Genomic DNA, 21844 nt, shown 5'->3' with positions numbered 1-21844 from the left:
CCCCACAACCCCAAGAAACACGACCCCAAGAAACACAACCCCAGGCGCCCCACCGCTCACACAAGGATTCAATGGCGTCAAGTACCTGGCCGGCGACCGTTCCGGCCCGCTGACCATCGGCGCGTCTTCGGCCGGTTCCTATACGTCATGGCCTGGAGCGTCACCGCGGGAGAGGGACCCCCGCGGCGAACTCGCCGTGGTGCCACAAGGTCACGTGGGTGGTCGGACGGAACCGTCCTCGGTGCACACCCGACCCCCGGAGCATGGCCTGGGTGGCGCGGGATGTGGTGGCGAAGCGGACGAACTCCCCCGCCACCCCCTCCTCCTGGTCGGTCAGGGTGGTGGCGCCCCAGACCCCCGAGGTCCGCACCGGCGGCCCGCACGGGGTCACCAACCTCCGGGCGGCCAGGTCGTGGCCGATCGCGAAACTCAGGGCCAGGCCGATCCCCGAACCCCGCTTGACCTCCTCCAGGGCGGCGGAGTGGCTGGGGAACACCCTCTGCCGGCACTCCGGGACCCCGATGCGCCGCAGCGCCGCCGGGACCAGGCCGGTGCGGTCGAGCGCGGAGGGGCCGAGCATCCAGGGATACTCGCGCAGGCGTTCGGGTTCGATTCGGCCCCGGGACAGGGGGTGATCGGGCGCCACCACGGTGAGCAGTTGGTACTTGAGCACGCGCCGGGACACCATCCCAGCGGCGAGAAGGTCCGTCTCCGGTGGGATCGGGCCGAGCGCGACGTCGACGGCGCGCTCGCCCAGCAGCTCGACGAACCGGTCCGGGGGGTGCGCGCTCAGCTCGACGTCGAGGTCGTCGGCGCGTCCCACGAACAGCTCGATGAGACCCGGCGCGGCGTGTTCGGCGAACAGGGCGGTGACCGCGATCCGCAGCAGTCGGGTGCCATCGCGGGCCCGGCCGACCTCGCGCAGCGTACGGTCCTGGAGTCCGATGAGTTCGACGGCGCGGCTCGCCAGCCGCAGTCCGCCGGGGGTGAGGGACAGCCCGGAGGAGGTGCGGGAGAACAGGCGGTCGTCGAAGAGCTTACGGAGCTTGCCGACGTGCAGGGACACAGCGGCCTCGGAGACGCACAGTTCCTGGGCGGCGCTCTTGACCGAACCGAGGCGGACCACGGCGGAGAACGCTCTGAGCTGGGCGGGGGTCATGGTGGACCCCCGCCAAGGGAGAGTTCTGAGTCGGAGTACGCCGAGAGGGCGGGGCAGGGCGTCCGGTGCCTGGGGGATGGCATGGCGGCCTTTCGGGCGGGGAGTTGAGGTCAAGCTAGGTGACACCCGATTCCCGGACAAGGGTCTTACGCCCCGAAAGGGGCATCCAGTACCAAGAAACCCATCAACCCCACCCGCGCGGCGTTACTCCTTGGACGCCGTGGCGCCCCACCAGATGTTGATGTCGGAGTTGATCGCCCACCGGTCGATGTCACGCAGCTCCTCCTCGGTGAACTCCGTGGAGTCCACCGCCTTGAGGTTCTGCTCCAATTGCTCGACGCTGGACGCCCCGACGAGCGCGGTCGTCACCGTGCGCGGCCCACGGTCGCGCAGCACCCAGGAGATCGCCATCTGCGCCAGGGTCTGACCGCGTTCGAGAGCGATCCGGTTCAATCCCCGCACCCGATCCAGGACCTCGTCGGTGAGCATGTTGTCCCGCCAGCTGGGCCGCCCCACCCCGGCGCGGGAGCCCGGGGGCACCGAACCGTCCAGGTACCGGTCGGTCAGCAACCCCTGGGCCAGCGGGGAGAACGCCACCACGCCCATCTTCTCGTCCGCGGTGGCCTCCAGCAGACCGTCCTCCACCCAGCGGTTGAGCATCGAGTAGGAGGGCTGGTGCACGACCAGGGGCGTGCCGAGGTCGCGCATGATCGCCGCCGCCTTGCGGGTCAGCGAGGGCCCGTAGGAGGAGATGCCCGCGTACATGGCCCGTCCGGACACCACCGCGTGGTGGAGGGCCAGCATGGTCTCCTCCAGCGGGGTGTCCGGGTCGGGCCGGTGGCTGTAGAAGACGTCGACGTAGTCCAGACCCATCCGCGCCAGGGAACGGTCCAGCGAGGACAGCAGGTACTTGCGCGAGCCGCCCTGCTGGTGCGGTCCGGGACCCATGGTCCAGCCGGCCTTGGTGGTGATCACCAACTCGTCCCGGTAGCGGCCCAGGTCCCGGGCCAGGATCCGGCCGAGGTTCTCCTCGGCGCTTCCCGGCGGCGGACCGTAGTTGTTGGCCAGATCCAGGTGGAAGACGCCCAGGTCGAAGGCGCGGCGCAGGATGCGGCGCTGGTTCTCGAAGCTCCGGTCGTTGCCGAAGTTCTGCCACAGTCCCAGCGACAGCCGGGGCAGTCGCAGCCCACTGTCGCCACAGGAGCGGTACTCCAGGTGCTCGTACCGATCCGTGTCCGCCACGTAGGTGTCCAACGTCCGTTCCCCTTCAGCCGTGTCTTCTCAGCGGTGTCTTCTCAGCCGTGTCGTCACTCGTCGATGGTGAGTTCGCCCATCCGGTCCCAGCCCTCGCCCTCCACGACGCGGCTGACGATCTGCGGGGTCTCGGCCAGCAACGGCTTCATCGAGGCCAGCCCGGCCTTGAAGTGGTCACTGCTGACGTGGGCCTCACCGGCGTCGTCCTTGAACGCCTCGACGAGCACGAACTCGTCGTCGCGCTCGACGCTGCGGGACCACTCGAACCACAGGTTGCCGGGCTCGGCCCGGGTGGCCGCGGTGAATTCGGCGACCTCGTCGAGGAACGTGTCCTTGGCCTCGGGCTTGACCCGGTACTTGACGACGATGAGGATCATCGCGCATCTCCTTCTCTGTGTGCCACGGGGCACGTGGTGATGCCGTGCCCGCGGTGCACCACTCTTTCAGAAGCGGCGCGGACGAGGCCCCCACCGGTCGCCCGGTGGGGTGTTCCTCTCGTCACGGCCGGGATCAGGCGCCGCCGAGGGTGGTGCCCGGGATGCGGGTGGCACGCCACTGGCCGTCCTCGGACTCGCGCACCTCCAGGGCTCCGGCGTCCTCGTCGGAGTGGTCGAGGGTGACGGTGGCGATCTCGGTCTCACCGTCCAGGTCGGTACCGACGGTGATCTCGCCGATCTCGATGGACTCGCTGTCGGGGAGGGTCTGCGCGTAGTCGGGGAACGCGGCGACGCAGTCCTCGCCGTCCTCGCTCTGGGCGATGACGGCGGACTGGGCGGCCTCGTCGATGAGGGCGCAGGCCGCGTCGGCGTCGTCGGAGTTCAGCGCCGCGACGAAACCTTCGGCGACGATCTGGGCGGACGCCTCGGCGTCGCCGCCGGCCGCGTCGGCTGCTTCCGCGGCGCCTTCGTCGGGGCTCTCTTCTTCGCCACCGCAGGCGGACAGGGCCAGGGCCAGTGTCAGGGGCAGGGAGCACAATAGGGCGCGTCGCATGGGGGTGCCTTCCGGGAGCGGGTTCGGTCGACCGGGGGTCGGTCTGGGCGCACCATTGTTACCGCATTCACCCGTTCCGTGACTACTCGCGTCCGAGGACCAGGCAGAACACGGATGCCGCTCTCTCCCCGCCCGGATCCGGTCTTGTCCGAGCCCGACCCCTCTGGTGTGATGGACCTCTGGCGCACAGAGCACGCGCGGGCGTGCCCCGAACGGCTCCGCCGTGCGTCCGCGCCGGAGGTGACATGTCGTATCGACTTCGGGAGGGCGCTCCCGACGCCCTCCGTCCCATAGTCCCCGGCCTGGTCGAGGAAGCCTTGGCGGGGATCCGGCGGCGCGCCGAGACCCACTCCGGTCCCTTGGACGCCGAGCACACCGACCAGATCCGGCGCGCGATCGACACCGCCGTGCACGCGTTCCTGGACCGGATTGAACACGGAAGGGACGCCCCCCGACGGGACTCCCTGCTGCGGACCTTCCGGTCCTTCGGGGCGAGCGAGGCCCGGCAGGGCCGCACCCTGGAGTGCCTGCACACGGGTATGCGCACGTCGGCGGCGGTGGCCTGGCGGCGTCTGGCCCGGACCGAGGCGTTGGACCGCGACCACATGGCCACGCTGGGTGAGGCGCTCTTCGTGTTCCAGGAGGAGATCTCCTCGGCCGCGGCCGAGGGGTACGCGCAGGCGCGCGGGGACGGGGTGGAGGCGTTACGGCGCCGACGGTCCCGGCTGTTGGAGGTGTTGTTGGCCGAGACCGGGACCGAACCGGAGCCGGGTGCGTTGTCGACGTTGGCGCGGGCGGCCCGGTGGCGCATGCCGGAACGGGTGGCCGTGGCGTTGCTGTACGAGGACGATCCGGAAGGCGCGGCTCCGATACCGCCACAGGACGTGCTGATGGACCTGGAACGGTTGGAGCCGTGCGCCCTGATCCCCGACCCGGAGGGGCCGGGACGCCTGCGGTCGTTGGAGCGGTCGTTGCGGGGGTTCGGGGCCGTCCTGGGTCCCACGGTGCCTCTGGAGCAGGCGCATGTGTCCCTGGCGCGCGCCAGGGAGCTCGGCGAGTTGGTGCGGTCGGGCGTGCTGCCGGGGGCCGGTGTGCTGCGGTGGGGCGACCATCTGACGGAACTCCTGCTGTCGCGGGACACCGAACTCATGGCGGCGATGACCCGTACCCGACTGGCGCCGTTGGAGGGCATGCGCGAACAGCAGCGGGACCGGATGGCCGACACGTTGCTGGCGTGGTTGGAGTCGGGGTTCAACGCCAACGAGGCGGCCGAACGGTTGCGCGTCCACCCACAGACGGTGCGGTACCGGATGCGGCAGTTGGAGGAGCTGTTCGGCCCCGGCCTGCGGGAACCCGCCGAACGGTTCGGGTTGGAGCTGGTGCTCCGAGCGCGTCGTCTCCTGGGGCCGTCGGGCGCGGAGTAGGTGGGCCCGGCCCGATACTCGGACATACCGAACGGTCGGGATGTTCTCGTCACACCGATGCGCGTACGAGAACACCCCGACCGGGGATCAGCCTCGCGGTGCGAGCGCGCGGATGATGTCCGTCGGGGCCTGGGAGGGCGGCGCGATCGGCGCGATCACCGGGGTGGTCACTCCGGCCTCCACGTAGGCCTCGATCCGCTCGCGGCAGTACTCGGCCGACCCGTGCACGATGAGGTCGTCGACCACCGAGTCGGGGATCGCCGCGAGCGCGCCCTTGCGGTCGCCCTCGTCCCACGCCTTCCACATGGGATCGAGCTCCTCACGACCCAACCACTCGTGGAACGCTCGGTAGACGGGCACGTTCAGGTACGCGGCGATGGCCCGGCGGCCGATCCCCCGAGCGGTGTCGGGGTCGGTGTCGGGGATGGCGAAGATGCGGGCGACGACCTCCTTGTCCGCACCGAACTCGCGGACGATCGGCGCGACGGTGCGCACGTCCTCGGACGAGAGCCAGTTGATGATGGCTCCGTCGCCCTCGCGGCCGGCCAGACGCAGCATGCCCTGGCGCAGCGCGGCGATCAGGATCGGCGGCTGCTCCGGGGGTACGGCGCCGAGGGTGAAGCCCTTGACCTCGAAGGTGTCGTACTCGGCCTTGACCTTCTGGCCGGTGAGCGCCTCGCGCAGGAAGCGGACGGTGTCGCGGACCTTCTTGTAGGGCTCCTCGAAGGGGATGGAGTTCCAGCGCTGCACGATCACGTTGGAGGAAGTGCCGACCCCCAGCGAGAACCGACCCGGTGCGGCGGCGGCCATGGTGGCGGCGCTCATCGCCAGGGTCGCGGGGCCGCGGGTGTAGACGGGCACGATCGCGGTGCCCAGTCGCAGGCTCGGGGCCCACACACTGGCCAGGGCCAGCGGCGTGAACGCGTCGGTGCCGTTGGCCTCGGCCGACCAGGCATCGGTGTAGCCGAGGTCGGGAAGCTCTTCGAAGAGGGCGCGTTGGTCGTGCAGGGGAATGCCCTCGAAGGGGACGGTGATGCCCCAGCGGTCGGTCATGTCGGCTCCTGTTCGTTCGGATGTGGCACGACCGTACAACGCGGCCCCGGCGCGCTCGGCAGGGTGTCCGCCCCTCACGGGGCGTATGTTCGTCGGTACGAACATCCTCGACGACAAGGAGGCCATCACCGTGGCCATGCCACCCTCCCCCTACGACTTCCTGCCCCGGGTCGCCTCGTTCACCGTCACCAGCGACGACGTGACGGACGGGCGGACCCTGCCCAACGCCCAGGTCAGCGGGATCATGGGCGCCGGGGGCGAGGACGTCTCCCCGCATCTGTCCTGGAGCGGGTTCCCCGAGGGGACGCGGAGCTTCGCCGTCACCTGCCTGGACCCGGACGCGCCCACCGCGAGCGGGTTCTGGCACTGGTCGGTGTGCGACATCCCGGTCGAGGTGACCGAATTGGCGGCCGACGCCGGCAATGGTTCCGGTCTGCCGGAAGGGGCCGTGACCCTGCGCAACGACGCCGGGAGCAACCGCTACATCGGTGCCGCCCCGCCCGCCGGGCACGGGCCGCACCGCTACTTCTTCGTGGTGCACGCCGTGGACGTCCCGAGCCTGGGCATCGACTCCTCCGGGAGCCCCGCCTTCCTCGGCTTCAACCTGTTCTCGCACTCGCTGGGCCGCGCGATCGTCACCCCGGTGTACGAGCAGAAGTGACCCGGAACCCCGGGGCCGTGGGGAGGGCGGGGACGCGCGCGGCGCGTCTTCGCCCTCCGGCCTTTCCGCCCTGGGCCGTTGGGTACACGCGCCAGGGGCCCGTCCGGTTCACTCCGCAACCGGATTCGGCCAAACACGAGCTTTGAGAGGCTCCTCCGGTCTAGTCTCGGCCCATCCCCCTCCCGCACCACTTTCGATTCAGAGGGACGTCTGGAAGGGTCTTCGAACCGGTGGCAAAGCAGTCTTCGAGTATCCCGAGGAAACCCACGGTCGTGGTGACGACGGCGGGTTCGGCCCCTACCCCCGGAACCATCCTGCACCTACGCGAACAGGGATTCCGGGTGGTGGCCACCGACGTGGATCCCACCGCGCCGGGCCTGTACCTGGCCGACCGCGGTCACCTGGTGCCGCCGGGCGACAGCGAGGCCTTCCTCCCCCGTATGCGAGAGCTGTGCGCGCTGGAGGAGGCCGTCGCCGTCATCCCCCTGGTGGACGAGGAACTCGTGTGCATGGGCGAACTGGCCGAGGAGGGGATCGAGGTGCTGCTGCCCCGCCCGGACTTCGTCGCGACCTGTCTGGACAAGTACGTGTTGATGCGGCGCCTGGAGGAGGCGGCGATCGGCGTCCCCCGCACCTGGCGGGCCTCGGAGTGGCCCGCCGACGCGGCCGACCACTCCCCCGGCGGACTCATCATCAAGCCGCGCAGCGGCCGCGGCAGCCGCGGGGTCATGGTCATCGACTCGGCGCGTGACATGGCCCGGGCGGTCTCCGAGAGCGGTTACGCCGCCGACGAGCTGATCGTGCAGGAGCGCATCACCGGAGCGGAGTTCACGGTGTCGGTGGTGGTCTGGCGCGACGGCCGGGTGCAGGCGGTGGTGCCCAAGGAAGTCGTGCTCAAGCAGGGCGTCACCAAGTACGCGGTGAGCCGGCGCAACGCGGAGGTGGCGCGCACCTGCCGGGCGATCCAGACGGCGCTGCGCGCCGATGGCCCGTTCAACGTGCAGCTGTGCCTGGACTCCGAGGGCCGCCCGCGGGTGTTCGAGATCAATCCGCGGTTCTCCTCCACGGCGGCGCTGACCGCGGCGGCCGGGGTCGACGAGATCGCCGGGCTGCTACGCCAGGCCGTGGCCGGGGGTCCTGCGCTGACCGACGAGTGGCGGGAGGGGGTGGCCATGGTGCGGCGGTGGAGCGACGAGTTCCTCAGTGAGCGGGAGTTCACCTCGCACGGCATCTCACCGGCCCCACGGACCATCCGAAACGGCGAGGGTTTCTCGTGCCCTCCGGTGATCCCGGTGCGTGCGCGGTGAGCGGCAGGCATCCTCTCTCGGAGGCCGTGGCCGCCGCGGTCACCGAGGTCGGTTCCCTGTTGCGGGACTGGCGCGAGGACCCGTCGGTGCGCAGCGGCGTGTGGGAGGGCAGCCAGTTCAAGGCCGAGGCCGACGCCATGGCCCATCGGGCGCTGTCCCGGCGGCTGACCGCGATCGACGCGCAGATCCCGGTGGTGAGCGAGGAGGACCCGGATTCGTTGTCGGGTCCGCGCCCGCCGAGGTACTGGCTGATCGACCCGATCGACGGCACCGCCAGCTACGTACACGGGTTCGACGGCTATGTCACCCAGGCGGCGTTGATGATCGGAGAGCGGCCCGAGGTGGCGGCCGTGTTCGCCCCGCATCACCAGGTCCTGTACACGGCCGTGCGCGGCCAGGGCGCCCACCGGGACGGGATCGCGCTGCCCCTGTTGGCTCCGTCGCCGCCCGGCCAGGGGGTGCTCACCGACAACACCTCCGAGCCGACGGGGATCGCCCGGCGGGTGTACGACCACTTCGGCTACGGCGAGTACCTGGAGAGCGGCAGTATCTCGTTGAAGCTGTGCCGGATCGCCGAGGGGGTCGCCCACCTGTTCGTCAAGGACGTTCCGGTGCGCGACTGGGACGTGGCCGCGCCCGCGCTGATCCTGTCCGAGGTGGGCGGTCACCTGACCCGGTTGGACGGTGCGCCCTTCACCTATCGGGGGACCTACGAGCACACCGGTCTGGTGGGCGCGGCCGACCCTGTGACCTGCCGCTCGGTGTCCCACTGGTTGCGCTCCTGACCTGCGGCGATATCGCTCCGGGGGCGGTGCTCGAAAAGCACGCGGAATCGGCCCCTTCGCGCTCTTTCGTGGCCGGGGCGCGACACGTAAAGTGTGGTCACCGACTCGCGCCTTTGGGGGTGGGAAGTGGAGACCCAACGTCTGCCGCTGAACCGGATGCGCGCCTCTGACACAGAACGCGACCTCACCATCGACCGTCTGGCGGTGGCCTATTCCGAAGGCCGACTGGACGACGACGAGTACGAGCGCCGAGTGGGCACGGCGCTGATCGCGGTCCGGGTCGGGGAGCTGCGCTCCCTGACCTCTGATCTGCCCGTTCCCATCGTTCCGGTTCCTCCGCCCCGGTTCCACACCGGGCGGGTCCGCGACCCCCGCCCCGAACCCGCGCACCGGCCACGGCGACTGCCGTGGGCGGAGTGGGGTGCGGAATGGCGCTGGTGGGCGGGGGCCGGAGGGGTGCTCACCGGACTGTGGGGCGCCACCAGCCTGCTCGGCGGCGAACTGATGCTGTACTGGCCGCTGGTGCCCTTGGGCATCTGGGCGGCGGTGCTGCTCGCCTCGACGATCTGGCCGGGTGACACCGAGCCGCCCTGCTGAAGTCCCCGAGGTCAGCCGACAGCGTGCAGCCAGCGCACGGGCGCGCCGTCGCCGGCGTAACGGAAGGGTTCGAGTTCCTCGTCCCATGCCCGGCCGATGAGCCGATCGAGTTCGTCGGCCAGGTCGACACCGTCGGCGGCGGCGGTCGCCATGGCCGCGCGCAGTCGGCCCTCGGGGACGAGGACCTCGCCGGCCGCGCTGGTGACGGCGGTGAACACGCCGAGGTTGGGCGTATAGCTGTAGCGGACGCCGTCACCACCTGGTGACGCGTCCTCGGTCACCTCGAAGCGAAGGCGCTGCCACGCGTTCAAGGCCGAGGCCACCGCTCCGGCGGTGCCCGGCTTCCCCTGCCAGTTCAGCTCGGCACGATGGTTGCCGGGAGCGGCCGGTTGAGCGACCCAGTCGAGTTTCACGGGTACTCCAACAACACCCGCGACCGCCCACTCGACGTGTGGGCACAGCGCCGCGGGCGCGGAGTGGACGTACAAGACGCCACGTGCGGACACCGAACCTCCTGATACGAACGAGTGCGCTTCCCCGACGCCCTCGTATCACGAGAAGGTTACATGCCCACCAGCATGCCTTTTGCCCCATTGTGCCCTATAGGCACTCTGGAAACCATCTCGCACACTGGACTTTTCCAGCGTTCCCCACGCGACCCGCACACCCAGCGATTACCGTGTGCCACAGGCGACGACAGGGAGTCCGATCATAGTGGGAGCGGGTGTGCCAGACCAGCCGCGCGGGGACATCCGCCCCGGTGACCCCCGCCGCAATAGGCCATATTCGGGCACTTCAGGGGATGTATCCCCCGCCTCCGAGCCGGTTCCGGCCACTTCCGGCCCCACCCCTCGCCCCGACGCCGAACTCGTGCTCGCCGCCTGCAACGGCGACGCCGGCGCCTGGGAGGAGATCGTGGATCGTCACCTGCCCACCGTGAACCGCATCGCCCGTTCCTACGGGCTGCCCCGACAGGACCGGGAGGACGCGGTACAGACCGTCTGGCTCAACCTCAACCAGCACCTGCCCGGACTGCGCCACCCCCACCTGCTCAGGGCCTGGCTGGGCCGGGTGACCCGCAGCGTGTGCGGGCGCCAACGCGAGCGGCTGCGGCGACTGGTGCCGGTCGACCCGCACCGACTGGCCGGAGGGGCCACCGTCTCCGACGTCGAAGTCGAGTACCTGCGCAAGGAACGCCATGCCGAGCTGCACCGGGCCATCGACGCGCTGGACCCGACCGACCGACGGGTCGCCCGACAGTACCTGGACGACTCCCCCGACGCCGTGCCCCTTTCCCACCGCACCACCGCCAACGAGCGACGGAACCTGTTCCGCCGGTTGCGCCGCTCCCTCGCCACCACCGACCGAACGAAAGGCGTGCGTGACCCGTGAAAGACACAGAACCCGGGCGGAGTGCGGCGCTGGCCGCCTTCGACCGTTCCCTCGACCGGGCACGTACGGCCTGTACCGTCCTCGATTCCACCCCGTCGCGCGACCCGTCCCGTTCCGAGGCCGTCGCCACCACGACGCTGCGCTTCCACCTCGACGGCCTGCGGGTCGACCTGCGGTTGCGGGCGGACGGGGACCTGAGTTCGCTCTCCGGCCTGGTGATCGGCGACTTCGACCACGTGGAGGTGTGTCTGCGCCGCCCCGAGGAGCGTCTACGCCTGTTCGTGAGGGGCGACGGCGCGTTCCACGCCGAAGGGCTTCGTCGAGGCCCCCTGGCGTTGACCATGGAGCGCCCGGACCGGCTCCCCATGGTCACCGACTGGTTCACGATCTGAATAGGGCCGAACCGAAACCGGGTGTGAGCGTGCCCGAACGACGCGCACTCCGCCACCCTTTGTCGTCATAGGTCCGGTTCGGTCCCACCGCGTTCGTCCACAGGTTGGGCGAGGGCACTCCCCCACGGACCGAACCGCTGCTATCACTGGAGACGAACGCCCCACTGGCGAAAGGCAGCCGGACGTGTTGTCCCCCAGCGCGACGCCCGACACCACCGCGATCCTGATCGCCGCCCGCCCCCTCCTGGCCAGAGTCGCCGACGGGGTCCGGCTGGCCCGTGACGGGCGTTTCGAGGACACCGTCACCTTGTTGGAGGACACCCGGAGCCGGCTGCGCGGTCATCCCGCCGAGGACCTGGCCCCGGTGCTCCCGGGGGTACTCACCGATCTGGGCCTGGCCCAGGCCCTGTGCGGTCGCTTCGGCCCGGCGAGGGACCACCTCCACGCGGCACGCGACCTGGCCGAGAGCCGCGGGCTGCCGTTGCTCGGCACGGTCGCCCGACAGAACGAGGGCTGCCTGACCCTGTATCGCGGGGACGCGCCGGGCGCGATCGTGATCTTCCGCGAACTCGTGCCCCTGGTGCCGGCCGACCGGCAGGAGGCACTGCGCGTGGATCTGGCCGAGGCCCTGCTCTCCGAAGGGCAGGTGGAGGAGGCCGGCCGCACCCTGGCCGAAGCGCCCTGGCCGGAGGGGCCGACCGACACCGCCCGCACCCTGTTGGAGGCCAAACTGCGCCTGTTGGAGGGCGACCACCGGGCGGCGTTGGGGCTGTCCCGCCGGGTCCGACGGCACGTCGGCCGTGGTTCGCCCTGGTACGGCCTGACCAACCGATTGGAACGTCTCGCCGAACGCACCCACCGCGTCCGCCCCCTCGAACGTGCCCGCGAGGCGTTGGAGGTCCGCTCGCCCTCCACCACCGTCCCGGTCACGAGCCCGCACGCCACCCGCGCACTCGACGCCCTCGCCGAACGCCTGCCCGCGCCGGCCCTCGTCGGGCCCGGTTCCGGGCGGGCACCCCTACCTGGCACGTGGCTGGGAGCGGGTTTCGGCGACCCTCACGTGATCCAGGCCGGGTTGGAGGGAGCCCTGGCGGTGGGCGACCCGGCGATCGCCCTGGAATGGGCGGAGCTGACCCGCCCGGAGGTCACGCGGGGCACCCTGGTGACGGCGGCCGGTGGAGTGTCCGGGACCGGCCCGGCCGTGCCCCGACCGAGCGCCCCACGGGGCTCGGTGTCGGAAGGACTGTTCGACACCCTGGGCGACCGGGCGTTCGTGCACTTCGCCAGGGTGGCGGACCAGGCCGTCGCCCTGGTGGCGGTGGCGGGTCGGGTGCGCACCGCGTCCCTGGGTCCACTGTTGCGTCTGCGACGGCTCCTGGCCCGGATGCGGCACGAGTGCGAGGCCACACCCGTCGACGGGGCGACACAGGCCTTGGACGCCGTGGACGAGGCCCTGGTGAATCCGGTGCTGGCGCTGACCGGCGAGCGTCCCCTCGTGGTCACCGGCGCCCCCTACCTGGACGACCCGCCCTGGGGGCTGCTGCCGAGCCTGCGCGGACGACCGGTCACGGTGGTCGCCGGGGCGCGCGCCTGGGCACGAGGACGTCCCCCGCGAGGCGGGCGGGTGCTGTTGGCGGCAGCCACCGAACCGGCCGGAGCGGGCGCGGAGGTCCGCGCGCTGTCCGGCACCTACCCGGGCGCCCGGGTGTTGGAGCGGGCCCGGCGGGACCAGGTCCTGGCGGCGCTCACCGACACCGACACGGCCCATCTGGCCGGGCACGGGCACATCGACGAACGTTCGGCGCTGCTGTCCCGGGTGGAACTGGCCGACGGCCCGTTGCTCGCCCGCGACCTGTTGTGGGCGCCAGCTCCGGCGGCGCTGGTCACCCTGGCCACCTGCTGGGGCGGCCGAGGCTTTCTCACACGCTCGCCCGGTGGCTTCGCGGGCACTCTGCTGGCGCTCGGCACGCACACCGTGGTCGCGAGTCCGTTGCCGGTCTCCGACGAACGCACGGGTGCGGCCATGCGCCTGTTCCACCGCGCGTTGGCCGGTGGTGGTGACGTGTCCGAGGCGGTCGCCGACCACCTCGGACACGTGGGCTTTTGCTGCTACGTCGGCTGAGTCACCAGCCGCGCTCGCCCCATTGGGACAAGTGCGGGCGTTCGGCGCCCAACGTGGTGTCCTTGCCGTGGCCGGGGTAGACCCAGGTGTCGTCGGCCAAGGCTCCGAAGACACGCTCGGAGACGTCGCCGAAGAGGACGCGGAAGTCCTCGTCGGACCAGGTCTTGCCGACTCCTCCCGGGAAGAGGCTGTCCCCGGTGAACAGGTGGGTGTGGCCTTCGGGGTCGTCGTAGCGCAGGGCGATCGAACCGGGTGTGTGCCCGCGCAGGTGGATGACGGTGAGCGCACAGTCCCCGACGCGGACCGTGCTGCCGTGGGTGACGGGTTCGTCGACCGACACAGGGAGTTCGTCGGCGTCGTCGGGGTGGGCGACCGTGCGGGCGCCGGTCTGGCCGATGATCTCGGCCAGGGCCTGCCAGTGATCCTGGTGGCGGTGGGTGGTGACCACGCGGGCCAGTCCGTCCTCACCGATCATCTCCAGGATGCGGTCGGGTTCGGCCGCCGCGTCGATGAGGACCGCCTCCCCCGTGGCGCGGCAGCGCAGGAGGTAGGCGTTGTTGTCCATCGGGCCCACGGCCAGCTTGGTGATCGTCAGTTGCGGTAGTTGTCGCAGGTCGGCGGGGCCGCCGACCCTCGTATCTCCGGAGTAGCTCACCCGACCATTGTGGCCTGTCGTGGCGAGCGGACGCACCCAGGTCGGGTTCAGCGCGCCCAGTGCGGGGGGCGTTTTTCGAAGAAGGCCGTGCGTCCTTCGGCGGCGTCCTCCGCGGCGAAGTACTCGGCGGACAGTTCGCCCATGCGGGTGAACGCCTCGCCCCGACGCTCGGGTGCGGCCTGGGCGCCACCGCTCAGCTCACCGACGAGCGCCTTGGTGCGCGACAGCGCGCGGGGCGCCGCCCCGCGCAGTCCTCGCAGGACCGTGTCCACGGTGTCGTCCATCTCCCGGTCGGGCACGGCCTCGGTGATGAGTCCCGCCTCGGCCGCGGCGGAGGCGTCGAACAGTTCACCGGTGAGGAAGTAGCGACTCAGTTGGCGCGAGTGCACGCGCGCGGACACGGGGATCGAGATGATCGCCGGGACGACACCGATGCGCACCTCGGTGAAGGCGAAGGTGGTGCTCTTGGGGGCCAGGGCGATGTCGGCGGCGGCGACCAGTCCGATGCCGCCGGCTCGGGCCGCCCCGTTGAGCACCGCGACGACGGGTTTGGGGCCGCCCATGATCTGTTCGAAGATCTCGGGTAGTTCCGGGGCTGGTTCGACGGGTTCGCCCGCCAGGGTCGCCGCGATCTCCTTGAGGTCGGCGCCGGCGCAGAACACCGGTCCGTTGCCGGTGAGCACGATGGCGCGCACCTCGTCGTCGGCCATGGCGTCGGAGAGGGCCTTGGAGAGGTCGGTGCGCAGCCGGGCGGAGAGCGCGTTGCGGTTGCGTGGGGAGTCGAGGGTGATCGTGGCGATGGCCCGGTCGACGCTCGACCTCACGAGGGGTGCGTCGGGGGTCGCGGACGGCTGGTTCTGGGTCATCGCGAACTGACCTTTCTCGCATCGGTAGGGGTGAAGCCGGTCACCACAGTTGACCGGAACACACGCTAACCGTCCACCCTCGCCCGGCACCACGCAGGCCCCCGTTCGGACACGGGAGAAAGGGCGGGGACACCGTGGTCCCCGCCCCTCAGGGTCGATTCACCGCCCTCGGGCGGCCAGCGACAGGGCGTCGGAGAAGTGCATCATCGCCTGCACCGCCTCGGCGCCGTCGGCCGCTTCGCTGACCCTCAGGGTGAGCGGTTCGGCGGTGATGGCACCGGTGTAGCCGTGGTCCAGCTCGCAGCTCTCGTCGGCGCAGGAAGCCGGTTCCAGGTCGATGTGGGCGACCGCGCTCCAGTTCACCGACAGGTTGACGCTGAGCACCAGCTCGCTGGGGGTGCTCCCCGGCTTGTACTGGGCCGGGTTGGGCACCACCCGGGTCAGCGCCACCGACTGGACGTTGCCCAGCTGGATGCTGTCGGTCGTGGTGGAGGCGTGCGAGGCGCCGCCCGGCTCGGTCGGTGGGTGCTCGTCGGTGTGGCAGACCACCAGTCGGGTCTCGGTCAGCAGCATCACGGTGATGTGCCGCCGCATCTCCATGGCGGGGTCGAAGGTCGCCTCGTGGTGCACGATGAACGCCTTGGCGTCCTCGTCGCCCAGGACGTCGGCGACCGCGTCGATGACCAGGGCGGGGTAGTACCCGCTCCGTTCGATCTCCAGGCGCCAGTCAGTGGGCACGGCACGTGTTTTCCTCATAGCTCTATCCTGCCCCCTTCCGGTGACACTTCGCGACCGTCGACCGAAAAGCGCGGACCACTGCCGGATCAGAACGTCACCCCGCGCAACCTTCGAGGTCCCGAGTCCGGACGCACGTCGGGTGCCTCCCGCAACCACATGCGCGCGCCCAGGACGTGAGCGCCGGTGGCGTTGACGAGCACCGGGTCCAGGTCCACGTAGCCGATCTCGGGGAAGGCCTCCACCAGACGCGAGACCCGGATGAGGAGTTCCTCCAGGGCCTCCACGTTGGGTTGTTCCGCGAGCGAGGTCGCCCCCGCGGGTAGCCCGAACAGCAGTGGGGCGGCGCGGACCGCGTGGATGAGGTCGGCCGCGTCCATGTCGGTCAGCGGCGCCAACCGGAAGGCGCGGTCGTCGAGGAGTTCGGCGGTGACATCGGCCAGCCCGAAGGAGACCACCGACCCGAAGGACTGGTTGTCCCCGGCCCGGATCACCGTGGGCACCCCGGGCGCGGCCAGGCGCTGGACCACCAGGTCGGCGTCGCCGCCGAAGCGGTCGTACAGCGACAGGTAGGCGCTGCGCACGTCCTCGGGGGTGCGCAGGTCCGCGCGGACGAACGCGCCTCCCGCACGAACCCGCAGGTCCGGGGCGTCGGCCTTGACCACCGCCGGGTAGCCCAGCTCGCCCGCCGCGACCACGGCCTCCTCCGCCGAGTCCACCTTGATGTCGGGGTAGACGGCGATGCCGTAGCAGGACAGCAGTTCGTGGGCGTCCTCGCTGGAGATCGCCGTCTCCTCGTCGTAGCGACGCTCGCCGCCGAACCAGGCGATGTCGCCCTTCTCGGCTCCGACCTTGTCCAGGGCCCGGGTGATGACCGCGCGTGCGCGGGCACCTTCGATGTCGGGCAGCTCGGGGTGCCGACCGGGCTTGCGTTCGCGCCACTGGGCGTACCGGGTGGCGTGGGCCAGGGCGCGCACGGCGTCCTCGGGCGCGGGGTAGGAGGGAACCGACCCGTGCAGGGTCTGGCCCTGGTCCCCGACGTGCCTGAGCTCCTCGGGGATGCCCTGTCGGGCCAGGTAGGTGGTGACGATCGGCTTGTCCGATTCCAGGGCCCGGGCACGCAGCACCTTGGCCACGTCGTCACCGATCGGGTGCAGGGCCGGGACGAACACCACCACGACCGAGTGCACGTCGTCGGCGGCCATGGCCGCCTGTAGGGCGCGGTCGAAGTCCTCGGCGGTGGCCTGCGGTCCCAGGTTCACGGGTTCGTGCGGTTTGAGGCCCTGGCGGACGGCGGCGTCCTTGACCAACAGTTCCAGGGAGTCGGAGTTGCCGATGATGCCCACTCGCGGCCCATCGGGCAACGGCTGGTAGGCGAGCATCTGAGCGGCGTCGAACATCTGGGTGATGTCGTCCACGCGCACCACCCCGGCCTGTTGGAACAGGGAGGTGACCGCGTAGTCGGGCAGGGCCAACCCCCCGGCGGCGTGGCCGGTGGGCGTGGTCCGTGCCGAACCACCGCTGCGCACCGCCACGATCGGCTTCTGCTTGGCCAGGCGCCGGGCCAGCCGGGTGAACTTGCGCGGGTTGCCCAGGGACTCCAGGTACTGCAGGACGACCTTGGTGGCCGGGTCCTCCTGCCAGTACTGCATGAGGTCGTTACCGGACACGTCGGCGCGGTTGCCCGCGGACACGAACGTGGACAGTCCCATGCCCCGGTCGGCGACCCGCTGCAGGATGGCGCGACCCAGCGCGCCGGACTGGGAGAAGAAGCCGATGGGACCCGCCGGGGGCAGGTCCGGGGAGAGGGTGGCGTTGAGGGAGACCGACGCGTCGGTGTTGGCGACGCCCAGGCAGTTGGGGCCCACCACGCGCATGCCGGCGGCGCGGGCGGTGCGCACCAGCTCGTCCTGGCGGGCGCGGCCCTCCTGGCCGATCTCACCGAAACCGGAGCTGACCACGACCAGTCCGTGCACGCCCTTCTCGGCGCACTGTTCGACCACGTCGACGACCGTGTCGGCGCGCACCGCCACCACGGCCAGGTCGACCTGGTCGGGGATGTCCAGGACCGACGGGTAGGCGCGCACGCCCACCACGGCCCTGGCCTCGGGGTGGACCGGATAGACGGGTCCCTGGAACTCACCGCCCAGGAGGTTGCGCAGGGCGGTCTGGCCGATGGTGTGCGCGGTCCGGCTCGCACCGATGACCGCGACCGACTCCGGGAAGAGCAGGCGGGCGATGGAACGCGCCTCGGCACGCTGTTCGCGAGCCCGCATGACCTCTCGGGAGTCGTCGGTGGGCTGGAGGTCCAGGGTGAGCCGGATGACCCCCTCGTCGAAGGTCTGCTGAGCGGTGTACCCCGCCTCACGGAAGACGTTGATCATCCGCCGGTTCTCGGGCAGTACGTCGGCGATGAAGCGACGCACCCCGCGTTCGCGGGCGGCCGCTCCGATGTGTTCGAGCATGACCGAGGCCAGGCCACGGCCCTGGTGACCGTCCTCGACCACGAAGGCGACCTCGGCCTCCTCCGGGGCGACCTTGTCGTAACGCACCACGGAGACGAGGGAGTCGGAGATGGTGGCGACCAGCGCCACGCGCTCCTCGTAGTCGACCGTGGTGAAGCGTTCGACGTCGCGGTTGGACAGTTTGGGGTAGGGCGCGAAGAACCGGTAGTAGATCGTCTCCGGCGAGAGCCGGGCGTGGAACTCGCGCAGTAGGTCGGCGTCGTCAGCGGTGATGGGGCGCAGGTGCGCGGTGCCGCCGTCGGTCAGAACGACGTCGGCTTCCCAGTGTTTCGGGTAGGACTGCACGACTGCGAGACTAGACGACAATCGGTCGGATACGGGGAGAGTCCCCGCCCCCCGGCGGAAAACACCGCCCGATCCTCCCGCTGTGGCGGCACTTTCGGACTGGTTCGCACCCGGGTCCGCGTACCCTGATGCGGTGGGTCGTCCGACCCCGACATCGCCTTGGTGACCGTGTGTCCGGGGCGCTGTCAGTTCGTTACCCGCCCCTGATCGTTAAGCTGTTAACGTCGTGCGGGCACAGGTTCTCAACCCTCGGTGGTGGCTGGCGAAATGACTCGAGTGGTCGTGATCGGTGATCTGATGACCGACGCCGTCGCACGCGCGTTCCACCCATTGGCCAGGGGTAGCGATACCCCCGCCTCGGTGGTCATGTACGGCGGCGGTTCCGGGGCGAACATCGCGGCCTGGTTGTCGGTCGAGGGCACCGAGACCACGTTCGTGGGTCGCCGGGGCTCCGACATCACCGGGCGCACCCGCGAGATGGAACTCATGGGCTATGGCCTGGATTCGCGCATGGTCATGGACCCCGAACGCGTCACCGGCCATTGCGTCGTCATGATCACCCACCGCGGTGACCGGACGATGCTCAGCGACCCGGGCGCCAACGCCCGTCTTCAGCCCGAGGACCTGCCCCGCGACGTGTTCGGCCCCGACGGGCACCTGCACGTGTCCGGCTACACGCTGATCAACTCCGACTCGCGCCGCGCGGCCCGGGTGGCCCTGCGCATGGCCCGCGAGAGCGGCATGTCGATCTCGGTGGACGGCGGCTCGCACGCACCACTGGAGCGCGCGGGCGCGGAGGACTTCCTGGAATGGACCACGGGCGCACGGCTGCTATTCGTCAACGTCGACCAGGCCCGGGTGCTCACCGGTCGAGACGAGCCGGAGGCCGCCGCCAAGGTGCTGACCGCCTGGTTCCCCAACGTCGTGATCAAGCTCGGTGAGGACGGCGGCCTGTGGGCGTCCAAGACCCGTGAGGACTGTGTGACCGCCCCGGCCGAACCGGTGGACCCCTCCCCGGGCTCGGTGGGCGCCGGTGACGCGTTCATCGCCGGGTTCCTGCCCGCGTGGTTGGCCGGACGCCATCCCAAGGAGGCGCTGGGTCGCGCCAGCCGTCTGGCCGCCCGCGCCCTGCACCAGCCTGGCGCCCGCCCCGACCTGGGCGAGGGCCGACCGGTCCGAAGAGGCGCCCCCAGAGGCCAGCGCATCCGCTAGAAGAGGTACTGCCAAGGGCCCCGTGGTCGATGACCGCGGGGCCCTTTAACGCGCGCGGGTTCCGATCAGCCGCCGGTGGTGGCCAGGGTGAGCGGCAGCACCTCCGGTGCTCCGGCGCGGCGCAGCAGGGCGGCGCCGACGGTCAGGCTCCAACCGGTGTCGACCACGTCGTCCACCAGCAGCAGCGGGCCCGGGGTGCTCGCCTGGAGTTCGGCCACTCGTTCCTGGAGTTCCGGGCCGGCGACCAGGGACGTGTAGACCTGTTCCAGGCGCATGGCGCTGTTGTGCCGGCGCGGGCCCGGACCGTTGTCGGTCCGGTAGGACAGCGATCCCAGCGGGACCAGCCTGCCGAGCGAGGACAGCCGGGCGGCCAGGTCCCCCACCAGGGTGGGACGGGTGACGGAGGGCATGGCGACCACCCCGACGGGTCGGTTCTCCCAGCCCCAGGTGGCCAGCACCCGGACCACGCCTTGGAGCATCCGTTCGTCCACGGGTTCGTCCGGGGCGTCCTCGGCCAGGACTCGGCGCAGTTCGTTGCCCCAGCCGATGTCGGTGATCCGGCCGAGCGCGCGCCCCTCGCCCGCCCGCAGGTTCTCGGGGATCTTCCCGGACAGGTCCACGCTCAAAGCGGACATGCCGGTGGGCCACTGACGGCGGGGGGCGACGGGCGTGCCCGGGCGGTCCAGGTGGTCGGCGGCGGCCTTACGGCGGCCGGAGTCCACGTCGGTGGTCCAGTATCGGCCGGTGCACACGTCGCAGCGGCCGCACGCGGTGGCCTCGGGGTCGTCGAGCTGGCGGCGGAGGAACTCCATCCGGCAGGTGTCGGTGGCGATGTAGTCGAGCATGGCGCGCTGTTCGCGCTCTCGGGCGGCGCTCACCTGGGCGTAGCGTTCGGTGTCATAGGTCCACGGCCTCCCGGTGCCGACCCAGCCACCGCGTACCCGCTGCACCGCGCCGTCCACGTCCAGCACCTTGAGCATCTGCTCCAAACGGGTGCGGCGCAGGTCCACCCGGGTCTCCAGGTGGGCGACGGACAGGGGTTTCTCGGCCTCGGCGAGTACGGCGAGGGTCTCGCGAACGGTGTCCTCCGGTGGGAAGGACAGCCCGGCGAAGTACTCCCAGATCTGAACGTCCTCGCGGCCCGGAAGCAGCACCACCTCCGCGCGGTCCACGCCACGTCCGGCACGGCCGACCTGCTGGTAATAGGAGATGGGCGACTGTGGGGCGCCCAGGTGCACCACGAACCCGAGGTCGGGTTTGTCGAAGCCCATGCCCAGGGCGCTGGTGGCGACCAGTGCCTTCACCCGGTTGTCCAGGAGCGCGTCCTCGGCGGCACGACGCTCGTCGGGGTCGGTCCGCCCGGTGTAGGCCAGCACCTTCAGGCCCTGTTCGTTGAGGAAGCGGGCGGTCTCCTCGGCGGCGCTGACGGTGAGGGTGTAGACGATCCCCGAACCGGCGATGTCCGGCAGGTGTTCGGCCAGCCAGCTGAGCCTGGCGGTGGGGTCGGGCAGTTCGGCCACACCCAGGCGCAGGCTCTCACGTTCCAGTGGGCCGCGCAGCACGAGGGTGTCGGCCCGTTCGGCGCCGGCCTGGAGCTGTTCGGCGACGTCGTGGGTGACCCGTTCGTTGGCGGTGGCGGTGGTGGCCAACACCGGGACCCCGTCGGGGAGATCGTGCAGCAGGGAGCGGATGCGGCGGTAGTCGGGGCGGAAGTCGTGCCCCCAGTCGGAGACGCAGTGCGCCTCGTCGATGACGACCAGGCCGGCCCCCGCGGCGAGTTCGGGCAGCACCCGGTCCCGGAACTCTGGGTTGTTGAGCCGTTCGGGGCTGACCAGGAGGACGTCGACCCGCCCCTGAGCGACCTCGGCGTAGGTCTGCTCCCAAGCGGTGGTGTTGGTGCTGTTGATGGTGTGGGCCCTGATCCCGGCGCGTTCGGCGGCGGCGATCTGGTTGCGCATCAGGGCCAGCAGTGGGGAGACGATGACGGTCGGTCCAGCGCCCTCGGCCCGGCGCAGGGCCGTGGCCACGAAGTACACCGCCGACTTGCCCCATCCGGTGCGCTGCACCACCAGGGCGCGGCGGTGCTCGGCGACCAGGGCGTGGATGGCGGTCCACTGGTCCTCGCGCAGGCGGGCGGAGTCACCCGCCAGGGCGCGCAGGTGTTCCTCGGCGCGTTCGCGCAGGGCAGTGGTGTCGGTGGTGGGGTCCGCGGGAGTGGCCATGTCCTCTTTGGTACCAGAGCCGGAGGGGACCCGAGTGGTTGTCCACAGGCCGGAGGCGCGGATGTGGGGAGATAGTCACAGTAAGGAAACTTTTCAGTCGTGTGGCATTGCGCTCCCGCGAAGCGTTCCGAACACTGTCCGTCAGGGCTCATGTCTTCCCCGCAATGGGAGCGCTCCCGCTACGTTCGCGCCCCCACCAGAAGCAAGA

Annotated in this window: 20 protein-coding genes; 9 read left to right on the top strand and 11 right to left on the bottom strand. The window is 70.9% G+C overall.

The window, feature by feature from the left end:
• Positions 1–160: 160 nt before the first annotated feature.
• From BQ8420_RS23055 to BQ8420_RS23040, 4 genes are all read right to left on the bottom strand, one after another.
• Positions 161–1159: a LysR family transcriptional regulator gene (locus BQ8420_RS23055; RefSeq protein WP_087101238.1), complete on the bottom strand. Its 999-nt coding sequence runs from the start codon at positions 1157–1159 to the stop codon at positions 161–163.
• Between the two features lie 204 nt (positions 1160–1363).
• Positions 1364–2413, bottom strand: coding sequence for an aldo/keto reductase (locus tag BQ8420_RS23050; protein ID WP_087101237.1), 1050 nt, complete (start codon positions 2411–2413; stop codon positions 1364–1366).
• A gap of 53 nt (positions 2414–2466) precedes the next feature.
• A complete protein-coding gene (locus BQ8420_RS23045) occupies positions 2467–2790 on the bottom strand; it encodes a putative quinol monooxygenase (RefSeq protein ID WP_087101236.1) in 324 nt (107 codons plus the stop codon).
• Positions 2791–2923: 133 nt separating this feature from the next.
• Complete coding sequence (locus BQ8420_RS23040) at positions 2924–3403, bottom strand: lumazine-binding domain protein (protein WP_087101235.1); 480 nt, start codon at positions 3401–3403, stop codon at positions 2924–2926.
• A gap of 245 nt (positions 3404–3648) precedes the next feature.
• Here BQ8420_RS23040 and BQ8420_RS23035 point away from each other — a divergent pair, with 245 nt between their 5' ends.
• On the top strand, positions 3649–4827 hold the full coding sequence (locus BQ8420_RS23035; protein ID WP_087101234.1) for a CdaR family transcriptional regulator: 1179 nt from the start codon (positions 3649–3651) through the stop codon (positions 4825–4827).
• 87 nt (positions 4828–4914) lie between these two features.
• Here BQ8420_RS23035 and BQ8420_RS23030 read toward each other — a convergent pair whose 3' ends face one another.
• Positions 4915–5880, bottom strand: coding sequence for an LLM class F420-dependent oxidoreductase (locus BQ8420_RS23030; protein WP_087101233.1), 966 nt, complete (start codon positions 5878–5880; stop codon positions 4915–4917).
• 130 nt (positions 5881–6010) lie between these two features.
• Here BQ8420_RS23030 and BQ8420_RS23025 point away from each other — a divergent pair, with 130 nt between their 5' ends.
• The 4 genes from BQ8420_RS23025 (at position 6011) to BQ8420_RS23010 (ending at position 9230) form a co-directional block, all read left to right on the top strand.
• A complete protein-coding gene (locus BQ8420_RS23025; RefSeq protein WP_087101261.1) occupies positions 6011–6541 on the top strand; it encodes a YbhB/YbcL family Raf kinase inhibitor-like protein in 531 nt (176 codons plus the stop codon).
• A gap of 272 nt (positions 6542–6813) precedes the next feature.
• On the top strand, positions 6814–7848 hold the full coding sequence (locus BQ8420_RS23020; protein ID WP_087101232.1) for an ATP-grasp domain-containing protein: 1035 nt from the start codon (positions 6814–6816) through the stop codon (positions 7846–7848).
• The gene (locus tag BQ8420_RS23015) at positions 7845–8633 is read left to right on the top strand and encodes a 3'(2'),5'-bisphosphate nucleotidase CysQ (protein WP_087101260.1); all 789 of its coding nucleotides are present in this window, start codon (positions 7845–7847) and stop codon (positions 8631–8633) included. Before BQ8420_RS23020 ends, BQ8420_RS23015 begins: the two co-directional genes overlap by 4 nt.
• Before the next feature lie 126 nt (positions 8634–8759).
• Entirely contained in the window at positions 8760–9230 is a 471-nt protein-coding gene (locus tag BQ8420_RS23010) for a DUF1707 domain-containing protein (RefSeq protein WP_087101259.1), read from the top strand.
• A gap of 11 nt (positions 9231–9241) precedes the next feature.
• Here BQ8420_RS23010 and BQ8420_RS23005 read toward each other — a convergent pair whose 3' ends face one another.
• Complete coding sequence (locus BQ8420_RS23005; protein WP_087101231.1) at positions 9242–9736, bottom strand: DUF3145 domain-containing protein; 495 nt, start codon at positions 9734–9736, stop codon at positions 9242–9244.
• A 220-nt stretch (positions 9737–9956) separates the two neighbouring features.
• Between BQ8420_RS23005 and BQ8420_RS23000 the strand changes: the two genes are divergently transcribed.
• The 3 genes from BQ8420_RS23000 (at position 9957) to BQ8420_RS22990 (ending at position 13136) form a co-directional block, all read left to right on the top strand.
• Positions 9957–10622, top strand: a complete 666-nt coding sequence (locus BQ8420_RS23000; RefSeq protein ID WP_369825534.1) for an RNA polymerase sigma factor — start codon at positions 9957–9959, stop codon at positions 10620–10622.
• Positions 10619–11014: a hypothetical protein gene (locus BQ8420_RS22995; RefSeq protein WP_087101230.1), complete on the top strand. Its 396-nt coding sequence runs from the start codon at positions 10619–10621 to the stop codon at positions 11012–11014. Before BQ8420_RS23000 ends, BQ8420_RS22995 begins: the two co-directional genes overlap by 4 nt.
• A gap of 184 nt (positions 11015–11198) precedes the next feature.
• A complete protein-coding gene (locus tag BQ8420_RS22990) occupies positions 11199–13136 on the top strand; it encodes a CHAT domain-containing protein (protein ID WP_235006430.1) in 1938 nt (645 codons plus the stop codon).
• 1 nt (position 13137) lies between these two features.
• Here BQ8420_RS22990 and BQ8420_RS22985 read toward each other — a convergent pair whose 3' ends face one another.
• The 4 genes from BQ8420_RS22985 to BQ8420_RS22970 form a co-directional block, all read right to left on the bottom strand.
• Positions 13138–13791, bottom strand: a complete 654-nt coding sequence (locus BQ8420_RS22985) for an MBL fold metallo-hydrolase (RefSeq protein ID WP_087101229.1) — start codon at positions 13789–13791, stop codon at positions 13138–13140.
• Between the two features lie 47 nt (positions 13792–13838).
• Positions 13839–14657 carry an enoyl-CoA hydratase-related protein gene (locus BQ8420_RS22980; RefSeq protein ID WP_087101228.1) on the bottom strand — a complete coding sequence of 273 codons (819 nt, stop codon included), beginning with the start codon at positions 14655–14657 and terminating at the stop codon, positions 13839–13841.
• Positions 14658–14816: 159 nt separating this feature from the next.
• Positions 14817–15395 (bottom strand): DUF5998 family protein, encoded by a 579-nt coding sequence (locus BQ8420_RS22975; protein WP_087101227.1) that lies wholly within the window; start codon positions 15393–15395, stop codon positions 14817–14819.
• Positions 15396–15481: 86 nt separating this feature from the next.
• Positions 15482–18202 carry a GNAT family N-acetyltransferase gene (locus tag BQ8420_RS22970; RefSeq protein WP_087101226.1) on the bottom strand — a complete coding sequence of 907 codons (2721 nt, stop codon included), beginning with the start codon at positions 18200–18202 and terminating at the stop codon, positions 15482–15484.
• Positions 18203–18478: 276 nt separating this feature from the next.
• Here BQ8420_RS22970 and BQ8420_RS22965 point away from each other — a divergent pair, with 276 nt between their 5' ends.
• Positions 18479–19414 (top strand): carbohydrate kinase family protein, encoded by a 936-nt coding sequence (locus tag BQ8420_RS22965; protein ID WP_087101225.1) that lies wholly within the window; start codon positions 18479–18481, stop codon positions 19412–19414.
• Between the two features lie 65 nt (positions 19415–19479).
• Here the strand turns inward: BQ8420_RS22965 and BQ8420_RS22960 are convergent, their stop codons facing one another.
• Positions 19480–21636 carry a RecQ family ATP-dependent DNA helicase gene (locus tag BQ8420_RS22960; protein ID WP_087101224.1) on the bottom strand — a complete coding sequence of 719 codons (2157 nt, stop codon included), beginning with the start codon at positions 21634–21636 and terminating at the stop codon, positions 19480–19482.
• Positions 21637–21844 lie beyond the last annotated feature (208 nt).

The sequence above is a fragment of the Nocardiopsis sp. JB363 genome (assembly GCF_900143625.1).
Taxonomy (GTDB): Bacteria; Actinomycetota; Actinomycetes; order Streptosporangiales; family Streptosporangiaceae; genus Nocardiopsis.
This window is presented reverse-complemented; position numbering and strand designations above follow the sequence as displayed.